Consider the following 25,308-nt stretch of genomic DNA (forward strand, 5'->3'; position numbering starts at 1 on the left):
ATCAGGTCTCCCTGATTTTAATTTGATTCTGTTTTTTCCAGTTCCTTAGCTTCTTTATGATTTTCATATAATTTCGCTAGGAACTTAGTAATTTCTTTAAAAATGGAGTAAGTAGGTACTGCTACGACCATCCCTATGACACCGTAGATATTACTTGACAGTAAAAGGAGCACTAAAATCGTAATCGGATGTACTTTCATAACTCCTCCAACGATACGTGGATAGAGAACATTCCCATCAATCTGTTGAATAATAAGCATATAAGCAACCGCAATCAACATACGATGAGGATCTGTGAACACATTGGCAATCACCATTGGAATCAAGCCAATACTTGGACCAACATAAGGAATTAAATTTGCAATTCCAGAGAAAATAGCAAAAACTAGGGCGTACTTTAATCCGATAACGCTATAGCCAATATAAGCCAAACATCCAATAATAACCGCATCAATCGCAATTCCACTGATATACCGCGCTATGGTTGTATTGAGATTGGTTAAAAGGCTAGAAAGATTCAATTTGTCATGCTTTAAGACGGTACGTTCCAACATTGGTAGCAACTTATGACCATCCAACAAGAAATAAATCAAGAATACAGGGGTCATAATGAGGATTAGAACTGTACTAAACAAGGCTGAAAGAACGCTTCCTAAACTATTGCTGACGCTATTCAGGATATTCTGGAGGATATCCACATAGGAGAGATTAAGTTGTTGAATAGTTTGTTGAATATCAATATTTTGGAAGACTGGATTCATGGACAAATCGATGATCAAATCTTGTAGTCTACTATAGATGTTTTGACTAGAAATAATCAAGCTGGTCAACTGATTAATCAAAATCGGCAAGAGATAAACGACTCCTACAACGATAGCACCAATCAAGGCACAAAGAGTGACCAAGACACCAATTAGACGATTGATTTTACATCTCTTTTCTAAGAAAGTAACGATTGGATTTGTAATGTAGTAAAAAAATCCACCAAGCAAAAATGGAATCATGATGGTATTTACAACCGTCACAAAGGGAGTAATGATGGCCCCCATTTCTCTCCAAAGATAGAAAATCAGTGTTAATAATAAAATTTCAGCTGTCCAAAAAAATAATTTGTTTCTACGGAACATAGGTATCCTCCTTCTCTCTATTTTACCATATTTCTGAAAAAGATAAGATGGCTTTAGTAAAAAAAGCGAGAATATTTTTTTTCTTTATGATAAAATAAAGCTAATATGAAAAAAATAATTTTATCTTTTATGACACTTTTAGTTTTTGGAACAGCTTCTACTGTTTCTGCTCAGGAATTTGATGTTGCTGCTAAACATGCCATTGCTGTCGAGGCTACGACTGGAAAAATCCTTTATGAAAAAGATGCAAATCAGCCTGTAGAAATTGCTTCTATTACCAAACTAGTTACAGTTTATTTGGTCTATGAAGCTCTGGAACAAGGAACTATCAGCCTGTCTACACCCGTTGATATTTCAGACTATCCTTACAAACTTACAACTAATTCTGAGGCGAGTAACGTCCCAATGGAAGCTCGAAATTATACTGTTGAACAACTATTAGAGGCTACAATGGTATCCAGTGCAAACAGCGCTGCGATTGCACTAGCAGAAAAGATTGCTGGTTCTGAGAAAGACTTTGTAGACAAAATGAGGGCTAAACTTCTTGAATGGGGAATTCAAGATGCAACTATTGTAAACACTACTGGTTTAAATAATGAGACCCTTGGCGATAATATCTATCCAGGTTCAAAGAAAGACGATGAAAACAAGTTGAGTGCCTACGACGTTGCAATCGTCGCTCGTAACCTCATCCGAGATTATCCTCAAGTTTTGGAAATCACCAAAAAGCCAACTTCTACCTTTGCAGGACTTGAAATCCACTCAACCAACTATATGTTGGAGGGAATGCCTGCCTATCGTGGTGGAATTGATGGACTAAAGACAGGTACTACTGATAAAGCTGGTGCTTCATTCGTTGGAACAACTGTTGAGAAAGGGATGCGTATTATTACAGTTGTTTTAAATGCAGATCAACAAGATACCAACCCTTATGCGCGTTTTACCGCAACTTCTGCACTTTTAGATTATATTTCTGCAAACTTTGCCTTAAAAACCGTCGTTCAGAAAGGTGAAGCATACAACGATAGTAAAGTAACAGTTCTGGATGGTAAAGAAGATAATGTGACAGCTGTCGCTAAGTCAGACATTTCCATCGTCCAACGCATCGGAAGCGCTACTACACCAGCTCTCCAATTCACACCGAAATTAACATCAGAAATGGCTCCATTGGAAGAAGGAAAGGTTGTCGGTACTCTAACCTATGAAGATCAGGATTTGATTGGCCAGGGCTATCTCACTGCTGACAAACCATCTTTTGAAATGGTTTCTGAAAAGAAAGTAGAAAAAGCCTTCTTTTTGAAAGTTTGGTGGAATCAATTCATCCGCTTTATCAATGAAAAACTATAAAAAATCGCGAACAATCGCGATTTTTTCTTTTATTCATTTCTTTAAATGCTGCTTCTGCATCAGCATTGCTAATAGCACCAAATTGGATTTTTCCGATTTTACCCTGACTGTCAATCAAGTATTCCGTTGGAATACTACGAATTTGGTAGGCTTGGAAGGTAGTTGCTTGCGTATCATATAGAACTGGAATATCCTTGTATCCTTGTTCTTTGTACCATTTTGGAAAGTCTTGAACTGTTTTTTCACCTTGTAGACCAGGTGCGATGACACTCAAGATTTCAAAGTCTCGATCTTGTTTGGCAGCTAATTCCATCAACTCAGGCATGCTTTTTTTACATGGTCCACACCAAGAAGCCCAGAATTTCAAATAGACCTTTTTCCCTTTATAGTCTGATAACTTGACTTCTTTGCCATCCATAGACTGCAAGGTAAAGTCTGGCGCATCCTTACCGACTGCGATTTGTTGTACAGCGGGTTGTTTTGGACTGCTTGTCTGTTTGGTTTCTTTTTCACCACAGGCAATCAACAAAAATAAAGACATGAGGCTCAATCCAGCAAAAATAACTTTTTTCATCTTTTTCTCCTTTTATCCAAGAATTCCTGATAAGGCATTTAACTGCCCTAGCATTAATAATAATCCCATCAAAATAATCAAAGCTCCCCCGATTTTCTTTAGTAGAATCATATGGGGTTTCAATTTACTAAAATAGGGCATAATCCAGCCCGAAGCCAAGGCCAAAATAATGAAAGGAAGGGCCATTCCCAATGTGTATACTAATGTTAACACGGCTCCTTGCCAAGCACCATTCCCTCCTGAAGCTGCAAGAGCCAAGACCGAACTTAAAACTGGTCCGATACAAGGGGTCCAACCAAAACTAAAGGTTATCCCAAGCAAGAAGGCTGACAGATAGTGATTAGACTTGGATTGTTTGAAGGTGACTGTCTTTTGAATCTCCAGTTTATTGAAATGCAAGATTTCCATCTGGTGAAGCCCTAAAAGAATAATGACTATTCCCATAGCATAACGAAACCAGTCTGCATAGAGCATCTGCCCTAGGAATCCAGCTCCAAATCCTAAAATAAAGAAAATAAGGGAGATTCCTGCAATAAAGCACAAGGTTCGAATTAAACCAGACCATGCAACGTCTCTTCCAAAAAAGCGAAAGCTTTTCGAATTTCCCTGATCATCCAGTAAAATACCAGCATAGACAGGTAGCAAAGGAAAGATGCAGGGTGAAAAGAAGGACAGGATACCAGCTAAAAAAACGGATACTAGAAATATAATCGACTCCAACGAATTACCTACTTTCTCAAAATTCTAATCCTATTTTACTACAAAAGAATAAATTTGTAAGAAGTCTGCTACGCTTATTTATTTTGATAAAATTTGACACAAAAAAAGGAGCTAAGCTCCTTTTTTTAATACGTTCCTTCTTCACCTTGACTAGTCAAGATAACTGGACCGTCTTTGGTAATCACGAACTGGTGTTCATATTGGCAAGACAGGCCGCCATCTATAGTCTTATGAGCCCAGCCAGTCTTCATATCTGTATCGATTTCCCAGTCACCAGTATTGATCATGGGTTCAATGGTTAGTACCATTCCTTCACGGAGGCGGAGTCCACGGCCTGCAATACCGTAGTTAGGAACCATTGGCTCCTCGTGCATAGTTGGACCAACACCATGACCAACCAAATCGCGAACGACACCGTAACCGCGACTTTCAGCGTATTCTTGAATGGCTGCACCGATATCACCGATACGATTGCCAACAACTGCTTGCTCAATCCCTTTATACATAGCTTCCTTGGTCACGTCCATCAGGTTTTTCACTTCTTCAGACGGTGTACCAACCGCATAAGCCCAACATGAGTCAGCTAAACCACCAGTATAACTTTGGGTGTATTTTTTCATTTGCTCAACATTGTTGAAATTGAGTTTAGAGACATTGAGGTCGGATTTGGCAATCGGACCACCCAGTACCATGTCAACCTTGAGCAAATCACCATCTTTCAAGATGTAATGACGTGGAAAAGCGTGAGCTACTTCGTCATTGAGAGAGCAACAAGTGGCATAGGGGTAATCCATGACTGCACCATCTACTCCAATCTGTAAAGGAAGGAAATTCTCCTCTTTACAACGTCGACGAACGTACTCTTCAACTTCCCACATATCCACGCCTGGCTTAATCAAATCACGTAAGCCGATATGGATACTTGCTAGGAAATCACCAGCCTTGTCCATGGCTTCGATTTCACGTGCTGATTTTAAAGTTATCATTTTTTCTCCTAGATTCTAATTAATTTTAACCGTAACATTTGCTTTTGAAACAATCTGATGACCATGATAAATATCATAATCAATAATAGCTGAACGTCTCGTGTGGTGAATAATTCGAGCCTGAATCCGCAGAGTATCATCTATCTGTACAGCCTGCAAGAAATAAATCAACATCTGCTCAATGATGAGATTACGTCCGCTATTGACAACGAGGTCTTGGGTCATATGGTTGAGGATTTCAGCCAAGACTCCATTAGCAAGGACCCCATTTTTCTCCAGCATGAAGGGCTCAACAGTAATGACGACCTCATCATGATGATAAGAGAGTTTTTGCCCGATTTGCTCTGAGAAGGTCGGCAAAGCAGAAACTTGGGAACGACTCATCTTTTCCATGACATCTCGTCGTGTTACGACACCGAGCAAGGTTTGGTTACTTCTGACAACGGGAACCATCTCAAAGTCTTCTGCGATCATTCGTTGACTGACATTGGCAATATTGGTCGCTAAACCTGTTACGAAGATACTTCGCGTCATCACCTTGTCAATCGTCGTGCTGGGAGACTTGTCTCCTGCGTCACGCATAGTAACAACGCCAACAACCACTTGGTGCTGATTAATGACTGGGAAACGACTACTTCTGTTCTTACGGACCAAGTCTAGATAGTCTTTGACTGTATCCGTCTCTCTCAAAAAACCATACTCATGACTGGGACGATAGAGCTTTTCGACTGTCAGAATATCGGTTTTGATTTGAACATTTGAGAGGGCTTTGTTAATCATGGTCGCTACTGTAAAAGTGTCATGTTTACTCCTCAGAACTGGAATCCCTTTTTTATTAGCCAACTCAAGAACATCGTCTTGGACATGAAAACCACCTGTTACAAGGACTGCATTTTCATTTTCCAAGGCTAAAAGTTGAATGCGAGTACGGTCTCCGACGATCAAAAGACCGCCATCATGGAGATAGGACAGGATATTTTGCTCTGTCATAGCCCCAATGGAGAATTTACTAAACTCTCTCTCAAGCCCTTCTTGACCAGCTAAAACTTCAGAGGAGGTGACTTCAGCAATTTCAGCATAGGTTAGCCTCTCAATAGCCACTTTCTGGGACTTGACTCGTATGGTTCCACTGCGGGGGCGAGTCTCAACAATTCCCCGATTTTCAGCTTCTTTGATAGCTCGGTAGGCTGTTCCGTCACTAACACCTAGGTGATTGGAAATACTGCGAACACTAACTCTCTTCCCAATTGGCAACTCTTCCAGATAGGACAAAATTTCCTGGTGTTTACTCATTGAATTCTCCTTTTATGTATCGAAATTCAAGATAGTCCCTCATTTTTCGTGTATAGCGATCGCTCCCCTTAAACTGTCGGACGAGGCTAAAGCCCGATTTTAAGGCTACTTTTTGACTAGCTTGATTTTCCAAATGAGTGATGATGGATAATTGTTTTAAACCAAATTCTTCAAATGAAAGCTGACATAGCTTGGTAACCACTTCTGTCATAAAACCTTGTGCCCAAGAATCCTTTTTTAAGAAGTAACCAATTTCTGCTTCTTTTTTGATTTCATCAATCTTTTCAAATTTAATGGAGCCAATCATTTCCTGATTTCCTTGGAGACAAATTGCCCAAACCCCTAGAGGGTTCTTCATAAAATAGTTAGCAAGTGCGTACTGACTTTCTTCCAAACTTGCTTGACTTGGAAAAATAAACTGTAAATTCTCAGGGTTTGAAGCAATCTCGAAAAACGCATAACTGTCACTAAAAAAGAAAGGACGCAAATACAAGCGCTCCGTTTCAAAAAAAGAAAACATTGCTAATTTGGTCCAAATATTCATAATCACCTCAACGGCTTAGTCTTCAACGAGTGTAATATCCGCTCCAAGACTACGCAATTTTTCAATAATATCTGAGTAGCCACGAAGGATAAACTCAATATTTGTAATTTCAGTCTGGCCTTGAGCCATCAAGCCGGCGATGACAAGTGCAGCACCAGCTCGCAAGTCTGTAGCTTTTACACTTGCCCCGTGTAAGTTACGACCACCGTTGTAAATAATGTGATCGTTTGTAGTCGTAATATCCGCATCCATTTTTGCTAACTCAAAGACATGATTAACACGTTTCTCATAAATCGTATCAATAATGGTTCCACGACCTTGCGCAGTTAGTAAAAGTGGCGTGATAGGCTGTTGCAAATCAGTTGCAAAACCAGGATAAGGAGCGGTTTTAATATTTATTGCCTTTAAGTCTGACTGCTCTTCAACGAAGATACTATCCTCAGAGACCGTCATACGAACGCCCATTTCCTCTAGTTTTGCGATAAAGCCTTCTAAGTGTTCATAGAGAACGTTGTTAATACGAATTCCTTTACCAACCGCAGCAGCAAGTGAAATATAAGTTCCAGCTTCAATACGGTCCGGAATGACTTGGTGACGAGTCCCATGAAGTTTCTCAACACCATCAATAATGATAATATCAGTCCCTGCACCACGAATGTGTGCTCCCATGTTGTTCAAAAGGGTAGCAACATCGATGATTTCTGGTTCACGGGCCGCATTTTCAATGACAGTACGTCCCTTAGCTTTAACCGCAGCAATCATGGTGTTAATCGTTGCTCCAACGCTAACGGTATCCATGTAAATACTTGCGCCATGAAGCCCCTTACCTTGGGCAGATAAATTCATATTATCTCCCTCATAGCTGACCTTAGCACCCATGGCTTCAAAGGCTTTTAAGTGAAGATCAATCGGACGAGGTCCCAGATCACATCCACCAGGAAGTCCAACTGTAGCTTCACCAAAGCGACCTAAAAGACTTCCGTAGAAATAATAAGAAGCACGCAAGCTATTAATCTTGCCATAAGGCATAGGAATGTTTTGAACACCTCTTGGATCAATCTCCAAGACATCCTCATAACGCTTAACAGTCGCCCCCATAATCTCCATGATTTCGACAAGACTAGCAACGTCTGAAATATCTGGAACGCAATCTAAAGTGACAATATCATCTGATAAGATAATAGCTGGAATAAGCGCTACAACACTATTTTTAGCACCACTAATGGTGATCTCACCTTGCAATGGACGTCCACCATTGATGACAATTTTTCTCATGTTTTACTCTTTCAAAATTTACTAAAAAGGTCTTTTCGTTCTATTATACCATAATTTTCAGTTTTTTCCCATTCCTATTTACTAAATACCATCTCATTTTGATAAAAAAAGACCTATCACTCAAGCTTTTCAGCCTGAAATGATAGGTTTTAATGTTAGATTAACGTACTGTACGGATACGCATTGTGTTTGTACGAACAGCTTCTCCAAGTGGCACACCTGCAACGATAACGATATCATCACCAGATTCAACCAAGCCTTGTTCAACTGCGATCTTTTCAGCAAGATCAAACATATCGTCAGTATTTGAAGGACGTTCAGTTGTTACTGGAATAACACCCCAGTTCAACATCAATCCACGTTCAGTCAATTCATCGAAAGTGATAGCCAAGATATCAGCATTTGGACGGTATTTAGAAATCAAGCGAGCTGTGTGACCAGTTTTAGTAAGGGTAACTACCAACTTGATATTCATTGAGTTAGTTGCATCTTTAACAGCTGATGCCATAACTTCAGTCTTAGAATTACGCGCCAAGTTAACTGATGACAAACGACCGTATTCATTAAGAAGAGTTTGTGCATTCTTGTCAATCGTAGCCATTGTTGTTACTGATTCAAGTGGGTATTTACCGTTTGCAGACTCACCTGAAAGCATTGTTGCGTCAGTTCCGTCGATAACAGCGTTGAATACGTCTGATACTTCTGAACGAGTTGCACGTGGTTTTTCAGTCATTGTTTCAAGCATGTTTGTTGCTGTGATAACAACTTTACCTGCTGCGTTCACTTTAGTGATAATCATTTTTTGGTAAACTGGAACCATTTCGAATGGTACTTCAATACCCATGTCACCACGGGCGATCATGATACCGTCAGCAGCTTCAATGATTTCATCCAAGTTGTCAATACCTTGTTGGTTTTCGATTTTAGCGAACAATTGAACGTGACCGTTACCAGTTTCTTCACAGATTGCACGAACTTCGTTAACGTCTTTTGCAGTACGTACGAATGAAATCGCGATGAAGTTAATACCTTGTTCAAGACCAAAGCGGATATCATCGTTATCACGTTCAGCAAGAGCTGGGAAAGGAATTTTAGTGTTAGGGATGTTTACACCTTTTTGTTTAGCGATAACACCGTCATTTTCCACTTCAACTACAAATTCACGAGTTGCATCGTCTTTTTCTACAACGCGAAGACCCAATTTACCATCGTCAACCAATACTTGGCGACCAACTTCAACGTCATCATAGATGTCAAGAGCACCAGCAACGTTCAAAGCAATCACTTCACGAGTTGATTTGATTCCTTGTTTAGTTGCAACACGGATTTTTTCACCAGTTTTGTATGAATACTCTTTAGCTTCACCTTCGAACAATTCAGTACGGATTTCAGGTCCTTTAGTATCAAGAAGGAAACCAACTTTTTTACCTGCAAGTTTTTCAGCAAGTTTAACAGTTGCCATACGCTCACCTTGTTCTTGGTGGTCACCGTGTGAGAAGTTGAAACGGAAAGTGTTTGCTCCTGCTTCAATCAATTTAGCAATATTTTGAGCTGAAGCTTCAACGTCAAGTTTTTCACCCCAGTATCCGTCTTCACCGAATTTTTTACCACCACGGATTTCAACCGCAGGACCTAAAGTTGCAACGATTTTTACACGTTTGTTCATGATTTTTGTGACTCCTTTATATAATTCGACCTTTTAAGGTCATGTTACCAAATTAATGAAAGTTGATTAGGACAAGCTCTTGTTCAAATCAGAAAGTTCAAGATCAGCTTTATGAGGGTTGTTAACAACGATCTTACCATCAGCTGTTAAGCTAAACAAAGCTCCTTCTTCTGCTGTTCCAAGAATTGGATTCTCAACCATTTTCTCGTTACGAATACCGACAGCGACACCACCGATTCCTTGTTTAAGGAGTTTAACAGCGTGTGCACCCATGCGTGATGCCAATACACGGTCACGAGCAGTTGGTGATCCACCACGTTGGATGTGTCCAAGTTCAGTTACACGAAGGTCACTAGTGTCTCCAGCTTCCTTGAGTTTCTTACCAAACTCATCGGCAGACATAACTCCCTCAGCCAAAACGATGATGTTGTGTTTCTTACCACATTCATAACCAGATTTGATGCTTGCAACGATATCTTCCATCTTGAAGTCTTCTTCAGGGATGATGATTTCGTCAGCACCAGTTGCGATACCTGCCCAAAGAGCGATATCACCAGCGTTACGCCCCATTACTTCAACAACGAAAGTACGACGGTGACTTGATGATGTGTCACGAATCTTATCAATCGCATCCATTGCAGTCGTAACTGCAGTATCAAATCCGATTGTAAAGTCAGTACCTACGATATCGTTATCGATTGTACCTGGAAGTCCAATAGCAGGGAATCCATGCTCAGTCAAGCGCATAGCTCCATGATAAGAACCATCACCACCGATAACTACGACTCCTTCGATACCGTGTTTTTTCAATTGCTCAATCCCTTTAAGTTGGCCTTCAAGTTGTGCAAACTCAGGGTAACGAGCAGAATGAAGGAAAGTACCACCACGAGAAATGATGTCTCCTACTGAAGCAGCATCAAGCGGATAAATTTCACCGGCAACCATACCTGCGTATCCATCATAGATACCAAAAACTTCCATTCCTTCTGAGATTGCTTGGCGAACTACCGCACGGATGGCAGCATTCATACCAGGGGCGTCTCCACCACTGGTCAAAACAGCAATACGTTTCATTTGGTTTATGCTCCTTTTTCTTTTAACATTCTTACTGATTATACCACATTTAAATCGAAAATTCTTCTATTTTCCGTATTTTTAGCGATAAATCGTTTTCATAGCAATTCCCTCTAATTTTTCCTCTAGAGCAGAATCTTTTCTTACAAAATATTGAGTAGAAACAACTGTTTTTTGTTCCTCTTCATACCTGATAATGACAGGGATTGGGCCTTTGTATTGTTCTAGGATATTTGAAATCTCTTTATCATTTTCATGATTTTTAACTTGAATCCAGAATCGTTCCGCCACTGCTTCTTTCAAATCTTGTGCAATCATTTGCAGACGACCATCTCGAGATTGAACTTTGCCATTGATGTAGTAAAATTTACCTTCGGATAAATTGGAAGCAAATTTTCTATATTGGTCTGAAAATACAGTTACATCCATCCGAGACTTACTATCATGAACCTGTAGAAAAGCCATACTCTCGCCTTTCTTGGTTCGAATCACTTTAATCTTTTGCACTTCAACTAGGAGAGTGGCTTGAGCTCCCTCGGTTAGATTAGTGATTGGAGTGGTCGGATATAGGGCTTGTTTGGCAAGAGTTTGGAGAGGATGGGGACTGATACCTACCCCAATCAGTTCCTGCTCTTTGTAAAATTTCTCTGCCTCAGTAAAATCATCAGCTTCAGTCCAACTATAATTTGTATCCGCAAAGAGTCCACCTAACTCCTCAACAAAGACAAATAAGTTTGGTAGGTTCACTAAGATTTTCTGGCGATTCTTGTCAAATTCATCAAAAAGTCCTAGTTCAACCAAAGGCGTCAAAAGCGACAATTTCTTGTAATTCTTGGGAAGACGTGTGACAAAATCTTCAATGCTTGAGAAAGGACGATTTTCAATAATCCAGTAAGACAAATCTCTTGGCATTCCCTTAATGGCTTTTAGACCAAGATAGATTTTCTTCTTAGCAATTTTATCATGATAGGGAATGCTGTTGATGGCTAAAGGCGCTACATCAAATCCCATCTGCAGAGCATCTACAATATAATCACTGCTTGAATAATTCAACATGACTTGAAAGAAAATAGCAGGATAATGAGTTTTAAAATAAGCAAGTTGGAATGCCAGTGCTGAGTAGGCATAGGCGTGGGATCTATTAAACCCATAGCCTGCAAACTTTTCCATCACGGCAAATACTTGATTGGCTTTTTCTTCCAAATGACCGAGTTTGACTGCACCAGTGATAAAATCTTCCTTCATCAAATGCATCTCTTTAGCATTTTTCTTACCCATGGCTCGTCTGAGAATATCGGCTTTACCAAGGCTGAAGCCTCCAAAGCGCTGAGCTACCTGCATGACTTGCTCTTGATAGAGCATAATACCGTAGGTTGATGACAGGATGTCTTCCAAGACAGGATCCAGCACCGTCACCTTTTCTTTGCCATGCTTACGAGCCACAAAATTATCAATATAATCACTAGCACCTGGTCTATTGAGGGATGTCGTTGCTACTACCTCTTCAAAGACTTGCGGCTGAACTCGTTTCAAGAGTCGGATGGCGCCAGGTTGTTCAAATTGGAAAATCCCCTTGGTATTTCCAGAAGCAAAAAGGGCCAAGGTTTCTTTGTCTTCCAAATCAATCTCTTCGATTTTTAGATGAACACCTTCTGACTCAGCCAGTAATTCCTGCATTTTTTGTACAAAAGTTAGATTACGCAGACCTAGGAAATCCATTTTTAAAAGGCCATTAGCTTCAACACCATGAGCATCATACTGGGTGATGAGCATATCCTCACCATATTTTAGAGGAATGTAGTCCGTCAAGTCTTGGTCACTCATAACGACTCCGGCCGCATGGATAGAGGTTTGACGAGGATACCCTTCAATTTTTCGAGCAATCTCAAAAGCTTTTTGGTATTCAATCTTACTATTGATAACCTGTCTAAATTGCAAGTTCTTTTCATAAGCAGTCGTTAGCGTATCTCGGAAACTGATTTTTTTCGTAATATTGGTTAATTCATACTCTGGAACGCCATAGCGTTTGAAAACATCACGAATTGCCTGTTTTGCTCCAAAGGTCGAATAAGTGACAATCTGCGCCACGTGTTGACTGCCATAGCGATCACGAACATAGCGAATGAACTCTGGTCTATAAAGGTCTGGAATGTCGATATCGATATCGGGCATGGTGTAACGCTCACGATTTAAAAAGCGCTCGAAAATCAGGTTCTTCTCAACCGGATCAATCCCTGTGATGTCAAGTGAGTAGGCGACCAAACTACCAACAGCAGACCCACGCCCCATTCCCATATAGTAGCCTTGGGAACGTCCAAAACGGAGCAAATCCCAAACTACAAGAAAATAGTCGTCAAATCCCATATCATGAATCACAGCTAATTCCTCATTCAGTCGCTCACGATAGATAGCTGAGGTTAGCCCCTTGTCACTCAAGCCTTTCTCAGCTCTTGCTCGAAGCTCTTCCACCGCTGGTCTTTCAGGGTTAAAGCGAGGGAGTTTTAAACTTGGATCAAGTTGGTAGCTAACATTCTCTATCAAATCTTGAAGATTGGCAAGTGCCTGAGGAAAGCGATTTTTAAACCGTGCTTCTAAGTCTGAGGCTGGTAGAAAGTTCCCTTGCTGTGAATGCAGATCCACTTCTCTCATACTGACATTATCCTTGACCGCCGACAAGATTTGTAAAACCTGTAGGTCTTCTTTGGCAAAGGAGTTGACCTGATACAGTGGAAGAATGGGTTTGGTAAAGACTTCTTGGTGAGTATCGGGACTAACCCCAATAAAATAATCATGACCCAAATCCAGCTGATCGATTCCATCAAAATAAGGAACAATAACAGCAACATCCTCAAGGTGACTGGTAAAGTCAGACCAATTTTTCCGTCCAGTCATTTTTAAAGTGGATAACTTCATCAACTCTTGATACCCTTTAGTGGATAGAGCTAGAAAACGGAAAGAAATATTCTTTTCATCTTTGATCAAGGACATTTCAAGACCAATTAAAGGTTGGATTCCATATTTTCGAGTCACTTCTAAAAAATGATAAGCCCCATAGAGATTATCCACATCCATGATAGCAAGGTGAGAATAGCCATACACTTTAGCTGTTTGTACATATTTTTCAATCGAAACCACACTTTCCATAAAACTATAAACAGTCTTGGTGTCGAGCTGTGCAATCATTTCTTCTCCTCCTTGCTTTCGTTTTACTACTATTATACCATTTTAAGTTTTAAGTTGGATATTGAAGCTACTCTGCTCTTTCTTTTCAATATCATCAGTAACAAACTTCTTCTCTTCTTCTCTTCTTATTTTCTTACTGTTAAATTCTTCATTTCTCAGAGGAAAGAAATAAAAAATTAATATCATATGATAGTTTTAAATGTAAATTTAGATATATTTATACCAAACGAAGTATAACAAAGATAGGAGCTATATGCAGTTTTACATATAAAAATCTCTAGAAAAAGGCTTACTTCTATGGTATTTATTCAGCATTTTATAATAACTTACCAAATTGATATGCTGGTTTAAGAAATTTATTTCATTTAAGTTTATTTATTCCATTTTTCCCTCTTTTTTGATATAATAAATCCAGTTTGTTTTCAAAGGAGAGAAACATGCGTTTTAATCAATTCAGCTATCAACCAACCACTAGTTCTCAACGATTTGAGGAATTAGAAAATCTTGGTCTAAAGCTGTCACCCCAACTGTCCTTAAAAAGACAGTTTGAAGACTTCATTCGTTGGAGTTTTTTCACTTATTCTAACACGGATTATGCCTTGTCCACATTGGCCGCGGATAAAGAAACAGATTTAGTAACCTTTTTCCAGTCAGACCGTGAGTTAACTGAGGAGATTTTCTACACAGCAGCTTTTCAACTTTTAGGATATAGCTATCTTATTGACTTTGAGGATGCCGAACAGTTCCGTAAAGAAACTGATTTTCCTATTGTTTATGGAGATCTCATTGAAAATCTTTATCAGTTACTCAATACGCGAACGAAAAAAGGAAACACGCTCATCGATCAGCTTGTTAGTGATGGACTCATTTCAGAAGATAATCACTATCACTACTTTAACGGCAAAAGCTTGGCAACTTTCTCTAGTCATGAAGTCATTCGTGAAGTCGTCTATGTCGAGAGCCGTGTGGATACTGATAAAGACGGACTCCCTGATTTAGTCAAGGTCAGCATTATTCGTCCTCGTTATGATGGACAGATTCCTTCAGTCATGACTGCCAGCCCTTATCACCAAGGGACCAACGACAAAGCCAGTGACAAGGCTCTCTACAAAATGGAAGGAGAGCTTGAGGTCAAACCGCCCCACACCATTGAACTTGAGGAACCTAAGCTGAATTTAGTCAAATCTCATGGTCAAGCAGAAGTCGTCACTGAAGCTGAAGAAAAGCTATCTCATATCAATAGCTCATACACTCTAAATGACTACTTCCTTCCACGTGGATTTGCCAATCTCTATGTATCAGGTGTTGGTACCAAGGATTCCCAAGGGCTCATGACCAATGGTGACTACCAGCAGATTGAAGCTTATAAAAATGTCATTGACTGGATCAATGGTCGTTGCCGTGCTTTCACGGACCACACGCGCAAACGCCAAGTCAAAGCTGACTGGTCAAACGGGAAAGTCGCAACAACAGGTATTTCCTATCTAGGTACCATGTCCAATGGTCTCGCCACCACTGGTGTTGATGGCTTAGAAGTCATCATCGCTGAAGCAGGTATTTCCTCTTGGTACAACTACTATCGGGAAAATGGTCTGGTGACTAGCCCAGGTGGCTATCCAGGTGAGGATTTTGACTCACTTGCTGAACTGACCTACTCTCGCAACCTCCAAGCCGGTGACTATATTCGTGGCAATGAAGCTCATCAGGCAGATTTAGAGAAGGTTAAAGAGAAACTCGATCGCAAGACTGGTGACTACAATCAGTTTTGGCATGACCGCAACTATCTGCTCAATGCTCACAAGGTTCAAGTTGATGTCGTCTTTACGCATGGTTCCCAGGATTGGAACGTCAAACCTCTTCATGTTTACCAGATGTTTCATGCCCTTCCTAGCCATATCAATAAGCACCTCTTTTTCCATCATGGTGCCCATGTTTATATGAACAACTGGCAGTCGATCGACTTCCGCGAGTCCATGAATGCCTTGTTAAGTAAGAAATTGCTAGGACTTGACTCAAGCTATCAACTTCCGACTGTCATCTGGCAGGACAATATCGCACCGCAAAGATGGCAAGGTCTTGATAACTTTGGCAAACAGGATGAACTGCATACCTTCTCTCTTGGAACTGAAGAAAAAGTGATTCAAAACCAGTATGATCAAAAAGATTTTGAACGTTATGGCAAGACTTACCAGACCTTCAACACCGAACTTTACCAAGGAAAAGCTAATCAGATCACCATTGACCTTCTAGTAAGTCAAGACATTCACTTAAATGGGCGAGTAGAGCTAAAACTTCGTGTCAAATCGAGTACGAACAAGGGCTTATTATCAGCCCAACTGTTAGAACTTGGACAAAAGAAATATCTACAGCCTTATCCAGCTGTTTTAAGTGCTAGAACCATTGATAATGGCCGTTACCACATGTTAGAAAATCTCTGTGAACTACCATTCAACCCAAGTGCCCAACGTGTCATCACCAAAGGCTACCTTAATCTTCAAAATCGAACCAATCTCTTGACGATTGAAGAAATCCAACCAAATGAATGGATGGACTTCAAGCTAGAGCTTCAACCAACTATCTACAAACTTAAAAAAGGAGATACTCTCCGTTTGGTTCTCTACACAACAGACTTTGAGATTACAATTCGAGATAATACAGACTATCAGTTGACTGTTGATTTAGCACAGTCTAGTCTTATCCTACCTTGTCAAAAGGTATAATGTACCAGACTTTCAATACGGAAGTATTCAAAGGAAAAGTCAATGAATTTGACCATTGAACTTCCTATAACCAAAGTTTTCCACTTGAACAGTCGAATCAAACATAAACTTCGTATCAAATCCAGTTCATCTAAAAGCATTTTAAATGCCCCTAGACAGAACTTGGAAAAAAGATCCTAACACCCCTAACCAACATGTGTCACCATTTATCATAAACGCTACTAGACCACATGTTGAAAAATCTTTGTGAATTAACATTTATAGTAAATTCACAACAAGCCGTGACAAAAAGCTACCCAAATTGAATGATTCACTGTCATTAAAGAACATCAATGTAGATAAACCGATTGCTACCCAGTTTATCTGCGCGAAAATAGTGACAAGTTAAAAGAAGGAGATTCTCTCCGTCTAGTTCTTTATCCTACTGACTTTGACATCATCATACGTGACAATACCGCCTACCACCTGACTGACGTTTTCGTTCAGTCCACGCTACTGTACCTTGTAAAAGGAGTACTTACTTTATGAACAAATCAGAACACAGACACCAACTTATCCGCGCCCTCGTTTCAAAAAACAAAATCCATACTCAAGCTGAATTACAAGCCTTATTAGCGGAAAATGATATCCAAGTTACTCAGGCTACCTTATCACGCGATATCAAAACCATGAACCTTTCAAAAGTGCGCGAAGAGGATCATTCTTATTATGTGCTAAATACAGGATCTATCTCCAAGTGGGAAAAACGTCTTGAAAATTATATGGAAGATGCTCTTGTTATGTTGCGTCCTGTGCAACACCAAGTTATTTTGAAAACTTTACCCGGTTTAGCCCAATCTTTTGGATCTGTAATTGATTCCTTGGCCTTTCCAGATATCGTTGCAACCCTTTGTGGAGACGATGTCTGCATGATTATCTGTGAAGATGCTACAAAAGCGCAAGCTTGTTTTGAAAGTCTCAAAAAATATGCACCACCATTTTTCTTTAGTGAATAAAACAAATCCCGTGATTAAAAATCACGGGAATTTTTTATTTCTTTAACTGTGTTTCTTCTTTCTTTGTACGTGCCAATCGAAGAGCGCGTTTAGGATTGAGACGATTAAACAATTCTTCTAGTTTCTTTTCATTCCACACATCTGCTGCAGAAACAAAATTTCCATCTGCATCTCGGAATGATATCGGTTTATCTCCCATATCAATCTCCTAGTCTACAAATTCAAACTCAAATTTACCGATGCGAACCAAATCACCATCTTTGGCTCCACGCGCACGAAGGGCTTCGTCAACCCCCATACCACGAAGCTGACGGGCAAACTTCATGACTGATTCGTCACGGTCAAAGTTGGTCATATTAAAGAGTTTCATGAGTTTTTCACCAGAAAGTACCCATGTCGCATCATCATCACGACTAATCTCAAAGGCTTTTTCTTCCTCGTCAAAGCCATAGTAAGCCTCTTCTTCCATATCGGATTCATCATAAATCGGGAATTCTGGAGTCTTGTCTAACAACTCGGCTGTAGCATCCAAAAGAGTCGCCAACCCTTGCTTGGTCAGACCAGAAATAGGGAAGATGGCTGGAAGTTCCTCGAACTCGTCGTAGTTTGCTGCCAATTTTTCCTTGAAAGTTTTAAGATTTTCTTGACTTTCAGGCATATCCATCTTGTTAGCCACGATGATCTGCGGACGCTCCATCAGACGAAGGTTGTAGGATTCTAATTCCTTATTGATAGCAAGGTAGTCCTCATAAGGATCACGTCCTTCGCTAGCCGACATATCGATGATATGAAGGATAACTCGAGTGCGTTCGATATGACGGAGAAACTGAGTTCCAAGACCAACACCTTGACTAGCTCCCTCAATCAAACCTGGAAGATCTGCTACTGCAAAAGATTCACCTGACTGCGTACGAACCATACCCAAATTAGGGACAATCGTCGTAAAGTGGTAAGCACCGATTTTAGGTTTAGCTGAAGTGATGACACTAAGCAAAGTTGACTTTCCAACAGATGGGAAACCGACTAAGCCGACATCCGCCAAAATTTTTAATTCCAGTTGCAACTCACGTTCTTGACCTGGTTCTCCATTCTCAGAGATTTCAGGTGCAGGATTTTTTGGCGTGGCAAAACGGATATTTCCACGACCACCTCGACCGCCATGAGCCACGATAAATTCTTGACCATGTTCAATCAAGTCTGTAATGACTTTACCTGTTTCCGCATCACGAACAGTAGTTCCTTGTGGTACGCGAACACGAAGATCTTCTGCACCACGACCGTGCATTCCTTTGGTCATCCCTTTTTCACCAGAGTCAGCCTTGAAATGACGGTTATAGCGGAAATCCATCAAGGTACGCAAGCCTTCGTCTACCACGAAAACAACGTTACCTCCACGTCCACCATCACCACCCCAAGGACCGCCATTAGGGACATATTTTTCACGGCGAAAGGCAACCATGCCATCGCCACCATTACCAGCCTTGACCTTAATCTTGGCTGTATCTAAAAACATACTCATATTTTCTTCTCACTTTAAAAAGGCTGGGAAATCCCAGTCATTAGTTATTGTTTCTGTCTAAACAACTTGCTTAGAATCTGCTAAAAGCTCCAAGCGCAGTTGCAAAGATACCAGCAAGGGTTACAAACAACATGATGAGCACGATAACAAGTGTCACCTTTTCAAACAATGTTTTTTTACGGTTACCATTATCTCCAAAAGCCATAGTTTCTCCTTTTCACTCTATAATTTTAATTTAATATTCTGTAGAAACAGGTGCAATTGCCCACAAAATCAAGTAAGCAAGAACCCCTGCTCCATAACAAAAGGCTAGAACTCCCCAAATCACTCGGACAATCGTCGGATCAATATCAAAATAGTTGGCAACACCGGCGCAAACGCCTCCAATTTTCTGGTCTTTCCCACTTCTCATAAATTTTTTTGCCATCGTTTATTCCTCCTTTTTTACTTATTGTCAATCTTTCCAGTAGTCTCGCATACTGGACAACTGTTTTTTTGACGCCTTCAGAATGCGTTTAGATTCTTTTACCGGGGCGCTGACTGCTTGTTGAGGTAGATATAAAATGGTTTTTAGAAAACGTTGACTCATAGGTTCTCCATCGAGCAATTCTTGTTCAAAATTATTTGAAATAATGGCATCAAGGTAAAACTCGTGAACTCGTTTCCCAAAATTCTCAGCAGAAATCTCATATAACTTGTCAGCCAACTTTTGCTCATCCATATCTGGAGTGGCAATCAAAGCCTCCAAGATGGCACCTGCAAGGTCCTTTTCTCCATAGTAGAGGGTTCCAAACATCTTGTCATTGATCAGATTATCCAGATAAGGATTTCCATGAGCGATGACAGGCGTTCCACTAGCTAGACTCTCTAGATAAGTCAACCCTTGGGTTTCACTAGTGGATGCAGAGATAAAGAAATCTGCCGCCTTATAATACAAGGCTGTTTCACTTGGGGCGATCATACCAGTAAAAATCACCTGATTTTGAATTTGCAATTTGATTGCTTCTTCTTTCAGACTGTCCAAATAAGGACCGTCACCAGCAACAACCAGTTTCACCTTGTCTTCTTCTTTCAAAACCTGCTCAAAGGCGACCAGCACCGCTTGGATATTCTTCTCATAGGAGATCCGAGAAAGACTTAGTAACATTTTCTCGTCTTTTTTAATCCCAAGTTTAAATCGAAGTGCAGCTAAATTCTCTTCTTTAATCTCAGGTCGTTCAAATTTTGCTAACTCAATACCAGTTGGAATAACACGCTTTTCAACCTTGACTTTGTATTTAGATAAAAGGTCCCGAACAATCTCACTAGGGCAAATCACGCCATCTACATCATGAAGGAAGCCACGCACCAAATATTTTACCATACTCGGACGAATCAGCATACCCTTCGCAATGTAATGCACATAATCTTCGTACTGGGTGTGGTAGGTATGAATAACAGGAATTTTCAATTCTCTCGCAATCCAAATCCCTAACAAACCAAGTGAAAATTCTGTCTGGGTATGAATGATATCTAGCTGATACTGTTTAGCAATTTCAAGCGCTTTTGTAAAGCCACGATAAGCAAAACGTCGATCCTTAAATGCAAAGAAGGGAACACTCGGAATTCGGATAATTTGCCAATCTTCGTATCGGTTCACATCTTTATCTGTTGTTGTAAAGATAAAAACTGCATGTCCTTGCTTCTCAAGCTCTGTCTTCAAGGTTCGAATACTAGTCGCAACCCCGGAAACCTGAGGGAAATAGGTATCTGTAAATAAACCAATTCGCATAAATTACCTCACTTTTTGCCCAAAGCAGCCTGTTCTCGATAAAATTTTAACCAGATTTCCAACAAATGCTCCTCAGAGTACTCTTTGGAGATCTCGCGAGCTTTTTCTTTCAAGTCCTTTAAAGCTTTAGGGTCATTCTTGTATTCTAGGATTGCTTCTCTCATCTCGGAAACATCACTTGTAGCACGATAATTCCCATCAAGAATAACCTTATACAGATCCAAATCTCTTAACATAATAGGAGCCTCGCAACTAGCGGCCTCTAAGATAGTCATAGGGAATAATTCATTGTAACTTGGTAGCAAGAATAGATCCGCCATAGCGTAAAGCTCCCGCATCCGTTCCGGTGACACAATTCCAGGGAAAATAAGATTTTTGGGTGGATTGTCCATTATCTTCTTGTAGCGTTCATAACCATCTGTCATCCCACCAAATGAAAAACCACCTGCCCAGATAAAGGTAATTTCTGGCAATTCCTCAGCAAGACGGATAAAATCATCAATTCCTTTACGTTTCTGAACCTGACCCGCACCGATTACGACAAACTGATCTTCCGCAAGATCCATTTCCTTCCGGAGTTGTGCAACCTGTTCAGCTGGTAATGGATGCCATTTTTCTTTGTTTACAAAGTTTGGAATATAAGTTACTTTTTCACGCGGAATACCAGCAGCCACCAAATCCTCGATAAACATGGGATTGACCACCACCAAGTGTTCCATTCGGTTGTAAAAGGAAAAAACATAGCGTTTGACAATTCCTTTTAGGAAAAATGGGATCTTCAAACTCCCCTCAAGCGTATCAGGCAAAAAATGCACATAGCCAATTTTTCTCCCAGAGCGTTTCTTTTGGAAAGTAGATAAATAATAGGGGAAATCAATGGTGTGAAAATGAGTTACATCTGCCTCTACAGGAAGATTCTCTGTAACAATCAACTGGTCTTTGGCATCGCGGTGAAGGAGACTAACCAATTCTCGATAAGCTCCTGACACTCCTTGACCAGCTACTTTTTCACTTGAGCTTAGCATATTAATACGCAATTTTTCGTTTTCCATACCTTTCATTATACCATTTTATTTCCAGAAAATCAGCAAAAGAAAGAAGAGACGATTGGAAAATAGGATAATTTTATCCTTTTTCCAATCGTCTCTCGCATTTTTCTTAGTCTTTATTTAATTCCTAGAGCGATACGTGCATATCGACTCATTTTTTCAACCGTCCAAGCTGGATACCAGACCAATTTAACTTCGGTATTGGTTACCTCAGGCACATCTGTCATCGCATCGTGTATCTGGTCTGTCAAAAGGTCAGCCAGTGGGCAGCCCATAGTTGTCAAGGTCATATCAATTTCAGTGTGACCTGTTTCACCATCAAAACGAATTTCATAAATTAAACCTAGGTTGACAATATCAATCCCCAACTCAGGGTCGATGACTTCTTCCAAAGCATTTAAAATGCGTGTTTTGATCGTTTCGATTTGCTCTTCTGTATAAGCCATGTTATTCCTCACTCTTAGTCTTCAATAAAATCACGAAGGGGTTTACTGCGACTTGGTTGACGCAATTTTCTCAAAGCCTTAGCCTCAATCTGACGGATACGCTCACGAGTCACGTTAAAGACTTTACCAACATCTTCAAGAGTACGCATTTTCCCATCATCTAGCCCGAAACGAAGGCGCAGAACGTTTTCTTCACGGTCTGTAAGAGTATCCAAAACCTCATCCAACTGCTCACGCAAAACGATACGAGTTGTGTAGTCTACTGGATTTTCAATCACTTCGTCTTCGATAAAGTCCCCAAGATGACTATCGTCCTCTTCACCGATCGGTGTTTCAAGTGATACTGGTTCTTGGGCAATCTTTAGGATTTCACGGACCTTGTCAGGTGTCATATCCATACGCTCAGCAATTTGTTCAGGAGTTGGATCTTGCCCCAATTCTTGAAGGAGATTCCGCTGTTCACGGACAAGCTTGTTAATGGTTTCTACCATGTGGACAGGGATACGAATAGTACGTGCCTGGTCAGCGATGGCACGGGTAATCGCCTGACGAATCCACCAAGTTGCGTACGTAGAAAACTTAAATCCTTTTGAATAGTCAAACTTGTCAACAGCCTTCATCAAGCCCATGTTTCCTTCTTGGATCAAATCCAGAAATTGCATGCCACGCCCTACGTAGCGCTTAGCGATAGAAACCACCAAACGAAGGTTGGCTTCTGCAAGACGTTGTTTGGCTTCGATATCACCAGCCTCAACTGCTAGGGCCAATTCTTTTTCCTCTTCGTTGGTCAAGAGAGGAACGACCCCGATTTCCTTCAAATACATACGGACTGGGTCATTGACCTTGGCAGAAGTTGAGCCAATCAAGTCCTCATCACTGAGTTCTGGCTCTTCTTCTGCACTAAGCACACGCGCGCTTGGATTTCCTTCGTTGTCTGTGATAGAAATTCCAGCATCCTGAATCCGTTGCAAAAGGTCTTCAATGCCGTCTGCATCGAGGGTAAAAGGAATAACCAGACTTGAATTGATTTCGTCATCTGTTGCTGTTCCTGTTTTTTTGTGGTTACGGATAAAGTCTGCTACTTGCACATCAAATGTGGTTACTTCTTTTTGTTTTGTTGCCATTATTACTCCATTCTTCTCTTTTGGGAAATCAATCGTTGCAATTCTTCCAAGGCTGTGTCTGTATCTCCTACATGACTAGCTTCCTGCACTTTCTTTTTAATTCTTAAGTTGTCCTTGCTGAGGAGGGCACGGTTTCGAGTCGCTTCGACTTCCGCTAGCTCTTGGGGCGACATCTCAACTGGCAAATCCAAGCTAAGCACGTGGTACCAAGCATTTTCAACTTCAGGTGTCTGATGAGAAAGCTCCTCTGAGGCGATTTCTCCCTGCTCACTTAATAATTCGTAAAGAATCTGAAATTCTGGGGTATCAAAGAAAAAATCTTCTCTTAATCGATAGTCATTCAAAACAACTGGGTTCTCAGCCATCCTATAGAGGAGATGAGCCTCTGCTCTCATGACTGCTGTCAGTTGGCGCGTTACAGGTAAACTAATCGCTGCTGGAGGTTGCTCCTCTTTAACTCTTTCCTGCCTCTGAACAATGCGACTTTCATTTACTATCTGTTCCACCTGCTGGTAATCAAAAGAAGGTAGATTATCCGCCAGAATGTGGATATAAGAATTCTGGGCAGTGATAGACTTTTCTTTGGCGATTAGGGGAGCAATCTTTTCAATGAACTCAATTTGCGCCTGCAAGTTATCACTATTTTCAGGCTTTAGCTGGTGAATATAGAACTCTATAGGACTGATACGAGTCTTGGTTAAAAGGTAAGCCAGGTCTTCAGCAGAATTCTTTTGCAAATACTCATCTGGGTCCATGGCATCAGGTACTCGAACAACCTCCACTGAGAAGTCTTTTAATTCCTCTAGAGCCTTGGCTGTTGCTGCCTGCCCTGCCTTGTCACCATCATAGCTGAGAACAATTTTTTTGGTAAAGCGTTTAAGGTGGTCAACATGCTCCTTGCTTAAGGCTGTTCCCATGGAAGCTACAGCATTTTCTATACCAGCACGGTAGGCTGCTATCACATCCATGAAGCCTTCCATCAGATAGAGCTCTGTAATCTTACCTGTTCCCTTTTTTGCCTTGTCCAAATGATACAATTCGTAACTCTTGTTAAAAATTGCAGTCGAGCGACTATTTTTATATTTGGCAGTCTGACTATCTGTTTCTTGCCAGATACGACCTGAAAATGCAATAACCTGTCCCTTGTCATTGGTCAAAGGAAAGATGATCCGTCCAAAAAAAGTATCATAAAATTGATTACCATCTGACAGATAAAACAAGCCCGAATCCAATAAATCCTTTTCCTCAAACTTGTCAGCCAAACGTTGATAGAGATAAGTTCTCTCTGCTGGAGCTAGTCCAATCTGGAAGTGCTTCAGAACATCGTCTGTCAATCCTCGTTTGTAGAGATAAGCCCTTGCTTCTTCTCCCATCTTTGTCGTCATGAGGATGGCATGATAAAAACGGGCAGCTTCTTCATGCATGTCATATAAAGCTTGATGAGGCGAAGCCTGTTGAGAACGAGACTGGACAGGCATGGCTAGTTGAATACCGACGCGCTCTCCTAAGAGCTGAACGGCTTCCATGAAGGACACGCCTTGGTATTCTTCGATGAACTTAAAGACATCTCCTGAACGACCACAGCCGAAGCAATGATAAAACTGCTTGTCTTCCACAACGTTGAAAGAGGGGGTCTTTTCACCATGAAAAGGACAGAGCCCTAAATAGTTCCGTCCAGCCTTCTGTAAAGAAATCACATCACCTATGACTTCCACAATGTTGGCATTGTTTTTGATTTCTTCAATGACTTGCTTGTCAACCATACACAATACCTCCATCTTATCATAGTTTCACGTAAACTAGTATAGCTTATTTCTGAAAAAAAGTAAACCATTTCATACGCTTTCCGTAATTCTCTTTGCCTTATTTTTCTAGATAGAAAGAGGAGATAAAAA

At 40.6% G+C, this 25,308-nt stretch carries 22 protein-coding genes; 3 read left to right on the top strand and 19 right to left on the bottom strand.

The window, feature by feature from the left end; genetic code table 11:
- Positions 1-17 precede the first annotated feature (17 nt).
- Complete coding sequence (locus SOR_RS05560; protein WP_000489823.1) at positions 18-1,127, bottom strand: AI-2E family transporter; 1,110 nt, start codon at positions 1,125-1,127, stop codon at positions 18-20.
- 105 nt (positions 1,128-1,232) lie between these two features.
- On the opposite strand from SOR_RS05560, the gene pbp3 reads away from it, so the two are divergent.
- Positions 1,233-2,474, top strand: coding sequence for a D-alanyl-D-alanine carboxypeptidase PBP3 (gene pbp3, locus SOR_RS05565; RefSeq protein WP_000720631.1), 1,242 nt, complete (start codon positions 1,233-1,235; stop codon positions 2,472-2,474).
- Here pbp3 and sdbB read toward each other — a convergent pair.
- The 9 genes from sdbB to SOR_RS05610 all read right to left on the bottom strand — a co-directional run bounded on the left by sdbB (position 2,458) and on the right by SOR_RS05610 (position 13,789).
- Positions 2,458-3,048 (bottom strand): thiol-disulfide oxidoreductase-associated lipoprotein SdbB, encoded by a 591-nt coding sequence (gene sdbB / locus SOR_RS05570; RefSeq protein ID WP_000755590.1) that lies wholly within the window; start codon positions 3,046-3,048, stop codon positions 2,458-2,460. The genes pbp3 and sdbB overlap by 17 nt on opposite strands.
- A 12-nt stretch (positions 3,049-3,060) precedes the next feature.
- Complete coding sequence (gene ccdA2, locus SOR_RS05575) at positions 3,061-3,768, bottom strand: thiol-disulfide oxidoreductase-associated membrane protein CcdA2 (RefSeq protein ID WP_000443814.1); 708 nt, start codon at positions 3,766-3,768, stop codon at positions 3,061-3,063.
- 125 nt (positions 3,769-3,893) lie between these two features.
- Positions 3,894-4,754, bottom strand: a complete 861-nt coding sequence (locus SOR_RS05580; RefSeq protein ID WP_000631558.1) for a methionyl aminopeptidase — start codon at positions 4,752-4,754, stop codon at positions 3,894-3,896.
- Positions 4,755-4,769: 15 nt separating this feature from the next.
- Positions 4,770-6,047, bottom strand: a complete 1,278-nt coding sequence (spxR, locus tag SOR_RS05585) for a CBS-HotDog domain-containing transcription factor SpxR (RefSeq protein ID WP_000033809.1) — start codon at positions 6,045-6,047, stop codon at positions 4,770-4,772.
- Positions 6,040-6,591 carry a GNAT family N-acetyltransferase gene (locus tag SOR_RS05590; RefSeq protein ID WP_001028755.1) on the bottom strand — a complete coding sequence of 184 codons (552 nt, stop codon included), beginning with the start codon at positions 6,589-6,591 and terminating at the stop codon, positions 6,040-6,042. Before SOR_RS05590 ends, spxR begins: the two co-directional genes overlap by 8 nt.
- Positions 6,592-6,606: 15 nt before the next feature.
- Positions 6,607-7,866 (bottom strand): UDP-N-acetylglucosamine 1-carboxyvinyltransferase, encoded by a 1,260-nt coding sequence (locus SOR_RS05595; protein WP_001227110.1) that lies wholly within the window; start codon positions 7,864-7,866, stop codon positions 6,607-6,609.
- A gap of 160 nt (positions 7,867-8,026) precedes the next feature.
- Positions 8,027-9,532: a pyruvate kinase gene (gene pyk / locus SOR_RS05600; RefSeq protein WP_001042832.1), complete on the bottom strand. Its 1,506-nt coding sequence runs from the start codon at positions 9,530-9,532 to the stop codon at positions 8,027-8,029.
- A 66-nt stretch (positions 9,533-9,598) separates the two neighbouring features.
- On the bottom strand, positions 9,599-10,606 hold the full coding sequence (gene pfkA, locus SOR_RS05605) for a 6-phosphofructokinase (protein ID WP_000820877.1): 1,008 nt from the start codon (positions 10,604-10,606) through the stop codon (positions 9,599-9,601).
- Positions 10,607-10,687: 81 nt separating this feature from the next.
- Entirely contained in the window at positions 10,688-13,789 is a 3,102-nt protein-coding gene (locus SOR_RS05610) for a DNA polymerase III subunit alpha (protein ID WP_000561566.1), read from the bottom strand.
- A 437-nt stretch (positions 13,790-14,226) separates the two neighbouring features.
- Between SOR_RS05610 and SOR_RS05615 the strand changes: the two genes are divergently transcribed.
- Together SOR_RS05615 and SOR_RS05620 are read left to right on the top strand one after the other, a co-directional pair.
- Positions 14,227-16,509: a Xaa-Pro dipeptidyl-peptidase gene (locus tag SOR_RS05615; RefSeq protein ID WP_001212023.1), complete on the top strand. Its 2,283-nt coding sequence runs from the start codon at positions 14,227-14,229 to the stop codon at positions 16,507-16,509.
- Positions 16,510-17,033: 524 nt separating this feature from the next.
- Entirely contained in the window at positions 17,034-17,504 is a 471-nt protein-coding gene (locus SOR_RS05620) for an arginine repressor (RefSeq protein WP_001043014.1), read from the top strand.
- 34 nt (positions 17,505-17,538) lie between these two features.
- Here the strand turns inward: SOR_RS05620 and SOR_RS10255 are convergent, their stop codons facing one another.
- From SOR_RS10255 to dnaG, 9 genes are all read right to left on the bottom strand, one after another.
- Positions 17,539-17,703: a hypothetical protein gene (locus tag SOR_RS10255; RefSeq protein ID WP_000502577.1), complete on the bottom strand. Its 165-nt coding sequence runs from the start codon at positions 17,701-17,703 to the stop codon at positions 17,539-17,541.
- Between the two features lie 9 nt (positions 17,704-17,712).
- Positions 17,713-19,023, bottom strand: a complete 1,311-nt coding sequence (obgE, locus tag SOR_RS05630) for a GTPase ObgE (protein WP_000061636.1) — start codon at positions 19,021-19,023, stop codon at positions 17,713-17,715.
- A 70-nt stretch (positions 19,024-19,093) separates the two neighbouring features.
- Complete coding sequence (locus SOR_RS05635; RefSeq protein WP_000863856.1) at positions 19,094-19,228, bottom strand: DUF4044 domain-containing protein; 135 nt, start codon at positions 19,226-19,228, stop codon at positions 19,094-19,096.
- A 30-nt stretch (positions 19,229-19,258) separates the two neighbouring features.
- The gene (locus SOR_RS05640; protein WP_001074501.1) at positions 19,259-19,450 is read right to left on the bottom strand and encodes a PspC domain-containing protein; all 192 of its coding nucleotides are present in this window, start codon (positions 19,448-19,450) and stop codon (positions 19,259-19,261) included.
- Positions 19,451-19,477: 27 nt separating this feature from the next.
- Complete coding sequence (locus SOR_RS05645; protein WP_001219451.1) at positions 19,478-20,794, bottom strand: glycosyltransferase family 4 protein; 1,317 nt, start codon at positions 20,792-20,794, stop codon at positions 19,478-19,480.
- Between the two features lie 8 nt (positions 20,795-20,802).
- Positions 20,803-21,846, bottom strand: coding sequence for a glycosyltransferase family 4 protein (locus tag SOR_RS05650; RefSeq protein WP_041170859.1), 1,044 nt, complete (start codon positions 21,844-21,846; stop codon positions 20,803-20,805).
- Positions 21,847-21,959: 113 nt separating this feature from the next.
- A complete protein-coding gene (locus SOR_RS05655; protein WP_000331930.1) occupies positions 21,960-22,289 on the bottom strand; it encodes a metal-sulfur cluster assembly factor in 330 nt (109 codons plus the stop codon).
- Positions 22,290-22,303: 14 nt separating this feature from the next.
- On the bottom strand, positions 22,304-23,413 hold the full coding sequence (rpoD, locus tag SOR_RS05660; RefSeq protein ID WP_000201892.1) for an RNA polymerase sigma factor RpoD: 1,110 nt from the start codon (positions 23,411-23,413) through the stop codon (positions 22,304-22,306).
- Between the two features lie 2 nt (positions 23,414-23,415).
- A complete protein-coding gene (gene dnaG / locus SOR_RS05665) occupies positions 23,416-25,176 on the bottom strand; it encodes a DNA primase (protein WP_000227886.1) in 1,761 nt (586 codons plus the stop codon).
- Between the last annotated feature and the right edge of the window lie 132 nt (positions 25,177-25,308).

The organism is Streptococcus oralis Uo5 (assembly GCF_000253155.1).
GTDB classification, from domain to species: domain Bacteria; phylum Bacillota; class Bacilli; order Lactobacillales; family Streptococcaceae; genus Streptococcus; species Streptococcus oralis_L.

Excerpts from the sequence above, each read along its gene's own strand:
- SOR_RS05560 (WP_000489823.1), bottom strand. The coding sequence starts at position 1,127 with ATGTTCCGTAGAAACAAATTATTTTTTTGGACAGCTGAAATTTTATTA.
- pbp3 (WP_000720631.1), top strand. The coding sequence starts at position 1,233 with ATGAAAAAAATAATTTTATCTTTTATGACACTTTTAGTTTTTGGAACA.
- sdbB (WP_000755590.1), bottom strand. The coding sequence starts at position 3,048 with ATGAAAAAAGTTATTTTTGCTGGATTGAGCCTCATGTCTTTATTTTTG.
- SOR_RS05580 (WP_000631558.1), bottom strand. The coding sequence starts at position 4,754 with ATGATAACTTTAAAATCAGCACGTGAAATCGAAGCCATGGACAAGGCT.
- spxR (WP_000033809.1), bottom strand. The coding sequence starts at position 6,047 with ATGAGTAAACACCAGGAAATTTTGTCCTATCTGGAAGAGTTGCCAATT.
- SOR_RS05590 (WP_001028755.1), bottom strand. The coding sequence starts at position 6,591 with ATGAATATTTGGACCAAATTAGCAATGTTTTCTTTTTTTGAAACGGAG.
- SOR_RS05595 (WP_001227110.1), bottom strand. The coding sequence starts at position 7,866 with ATGAGAAAAATTGTCATCAATGGTGGACGTCCATTGCAAGGTGAGATC.
- pyk (WP_001042832.1), bottom strand. The coding sequence starts at position 9,532 with ATGAACAAACGTGTAAAAATCGTTGCAACTTTAGGTCCTGCGGTTGAA.
- pfkA (WP_000820877.1), bottom strand. The coding sequence starts at position 10,606 with ATGAAACGTATTGCTGTTTTGACCAGTGGTGGAGACGCCCCTGGTATG.
- SOR_RS05610 (WP_000561566.1), bottom strand. The coding sequence starts at position 13,789 with ATGATTGCACAGCTCGACACCAAGACTGTTTATAGTTTTATGGAAAGT.
- SOR_RS05615 (WP_001212023.1), top strand. The coding sequence starts at position 14,227 with ATGCGTTTTAATCAATTCAGCTATCAACCAACCACTAGTTCTCAACGA.
- SOR_RS05620 (WP_001043014.1), top strand. The coding sequence starts at position 17,034 with ATGAACAAATCAGAACACAGACACCAACTTATCCGCGCCCTCGTTTCA.
- SOR_RS10255 (WP_000502577.1), bottom strand. The coding sequence starts at position 17,703 with ATGGGAGATAAACCGATATCATTCCGAGATGCAGATGGAAATTTTGTT.
- obgE (WP_000061636.1), bottom strand. The coding sequence starts at position 19,023 with ATGAGTATGTTTTTAGATACAGCCAAGATTAAGGTCAAGGCTGGTAAT.
- SOR_RS05635 (WP_000863856.1), bottom strand. The coding sequence starts at position 19,228 with ATGGCTTTTGGAGATAATGGTAACCGTAAAAAAACATTGTTTGAAAAG.
- SOR_RS05640 (WP_001074501.1), bottom strand. The coding sequence starts at position 19,450 with ATGGCAAAAAAATTTATGAGAAGTGGGAAAGACCAGAAAATTGGAGGC.
- SOR_RS05645 (WP_001219451.1), bottom strand. The coding sequence starts at position 20,794 with ATGCGAATTGGTTTATTTACAGATACCTATTTCCCTCAGGTTTCCGGG.
- SOR_RS05650 (WP_041170859.1), bottom strand. The coding sequence starts at position 21,846 with ATGGAAAACGAAAAATTGCGTATTAATATGCTAAGCTCAAGTGAAAAA.
- SOR_RS05655 (WP_000331930.1), bottom strand. The coding sequence starts at position 22,289 with ATGGCTTATACAGAAGAGCAAATCGAAACGATCAAAACACGCATTTTA.
- rpoD (WP_000201892.1), bottom strand. The coding sequence starts at position 23,413 with ATGGCAACAAAACAAAAAGAAGTAACCACATTTGATGTGCAAGTAGCA.
- dnaG (WP_000227886.1), bottom strand. The coding sequence starts at position 25,176 with ATGGTTGACAAGCAAGTCATTGAAGAAATCAAAAACAATGCCAACATT.